General features: G+C 44.5%; 2 protein-coding genes and 1 pseudogene. All 3 read left to right on the forward strand.

Features of this window, described 5'->3' with window-relative positions; all coding sequences use genetic code 11:
• Positions 1–96 precede the first annotated feature (96 nt).
• A pseudogene (locus JGK14_RS00140) lies at positions 97–759 on the forward strand (cytosine deaminase); the annotation flags it as partial.
• A gap of 146 nt (positions 760–905) precedes the next feature.
• Entirely contained in the window at positions 906–1,241 is a 336-nt protein-coding gene (locus JGK14_RS00145; protein WP_325314556.1) for a hypothetical protein, read from the forward strand.
• Positions 1,242–1,365: 124 nt separating this feature from the next.
• On the forward strand, positions 1,366–2,250 hold the full coding sequence (locus JGK14_RS00150) for a tyrosine-type recombinase/integrase (protein ID WP_293282384.1): 885 nt from the start codon (positions 1,366–1,368) through the stop codon (positions 2,248–2,250).
• The last annotated feature ends 104 nt before the right edge of the window (positions 2,251–2,354 follow it).

The following is a 2,354-nucleotide window of genomic DNA, read 5'->3' on the forward strand; positions in this document are numbered from 1 at the left end:
ACCCAGATAAATCGTCTGCCCAATCTTCACAAATGGTTTGTGGAAATTTTCGCTAAACCCACATAGCTATTGGATCATTCTTTTTGTGGAGGCCTCTTAGACAAAGGACATATCTGGGAACGATCGCCCAATCCCGATGGAACGTTTGCTAGCGCGATCGACACAGTGCACGCTGATGCCCAAAAATACTGGAATGCAGAGGATGTTTACCGGCGGATGCAGTTCGGCCTCCAGTGCAGCTACGCCCACGGAACCAAGGCGATCCGCACTCACATCGACAGCGCAGGAGAACAGGGAACCGTTAGTTTATCAGTATTTACAGCCTTGCAGGCCGAATGGCGCGATCGGCTAATTTTGCAAGCAGTTTCCCTAGTTTCCCTGGACTATTTCCTGACACCCGAGGGTGAAAAATTAGCAGACAAAATTGCCCAAATCGGCGGCATTCTCGGCGGCGTCGCCTACATGAATCCCGATTTAGACAAACAACTCGATCGCGTATTTAGCTTAGCCCAAGAACGCGGTTTAAACCTCGACTTCCACACCGACGAAACCGACGATCCAGAATCAACCACACTGCGAGAAGTAGCAAAAACCGCTATTAGGTATGAATTTGCAGGTCAAATAATCTGCGGGCATTGCTGTAGTTTAGCCGTACAACCGCCAGACTTAGTAACAGAAACTTTGACATTACTCAAGGAAGCAAATATTGGCATTGTCAGCTTGCCGATGTGCAACCTTTACCTGCAAGACAGACAATCTGGGTGTACACTTATGCTATGCTTACTGAAAGTAGCTCCCTACTTTAGGAGCCTACTTGGGAAATAGAGTCTACCTAGACTAAATCTAGAAAAAATCTAGAAACCACAGAACCTTGACAAACCAATAGTTTCAGGAGAGAAACACCAATGAAAGCTCAACCCAAAGTTCAGACAGCTTGCGACATCACCATTGGAGTTGACCATGGCTCCCTACGATTACAGTTTCCGTCTCGGCACAGTCCGCTATGGGAAGCGTTAGACGGCAAGCCACTAAAAGGTAAACCCAAGTATCTGCCACTAGGGCGACACGGTTACAAAGACAACCCTGAGGATTGGAAGCGTGCTACTCAAATTGCCATCGCAATGGAGGCTGATTTAGACCATCCTGAATGGGAAAAACTATTTGACCCTACCCTTGCTAAATATGGTATAGGCGGGGGCAAATATGCCAAGCTAGCTGATGTACTTCAGGACTACGTTTAAAGTAACTTTCCAGACACAGTTTTCAAACATTATTTACGGTAAAATATGGAACAACCAAACTAAGCAACACGTCCAATCCGACCAGAGTATTAGCGACATACGCTTAAGCGATGGACAGAATGTGATGTTTGCAATCACAAATACCACAATAAACAGAAAGACTTACTTTATCAATGAGTTGCGACTAGCTTTCGAGTATTGCAAATCAAAAGGTATGCTAGTCAATCCCACAACCGAAAACCCTTTTGTCAGCGATAAATTCAGCGCACCTGCTATCACAACTCAGCAAAAGTACGCATCCAAAATAGTAAATGGGGAAGAGAAACAATGGCACGAGGTGACGGACGAAAAAGCGCTAGAAGAGGATAGACGCGCATTTACCAAGATAGAGTGCGACATCATTATCAAGGCTTTTTATGGGTCTAACAAGTCTCATTTTGCAGCCTTGATCGAATTCTATTTTCTAACAGGATGTCGCACATCAGAAGCGTTAGCCCTCTGTTGGCATGATATAGATTTTGAAAGAAATCTAATTCGTTTTAATAAATCATTAGGTGCTTCCACCCACAAAATAAAAGAGACCAAAACGGGCGAGGCAAGACTATTCTATTTCAGTGACAATTCTCGATTGAGAGAGTTGCTGATCCAACTAAAAGGCGAGAGCTTAAGCAATCTTTGCTTTCCGAACAAAAAAGGTAAATACATTCCAATCACCTCTCTACAAGAGGCATGGCGGGGATTCAAAAAAACTAGAGCCCTAGCTGATGGTACAGAAAAAACTTACTACTACCCCGGTGTAGTCACTCAGTTAGTTGAGGAAGGCGTCATAGGAGGGTACTTACCGCAATATCACACTCGCCATACCTACATCACCCTTACTGCTCACGCTAATGCCCACAATAACAACGCGCTATTACATATAGCCACCGCCTGCGGTAATAGCGTAGACGTGATACTGAGGCATTACCTTGGGGTAAGCGAATCAATACAGATAGTTGAGGCAATGTAACCCCCTACCCCCTTTAATCAGGGGGTATTTTTTTGACTATTTTCCTGTACCTACTGTCATTTTACAAAGTAAGGCCCTACTTTAGGAGCCTACTTTAATACAAC

It is taken from the genome of Microcoleus sp. PH2017_28_MFU_U_A (assembly GCF_020738035.1).
In the GTDB taxonomy this organism is placed as follows: Bacteria; Cyanobacteriota; Cyanobacteriia; order Cyanobacteriales; family Microcoleaceae; genus Microcoleus.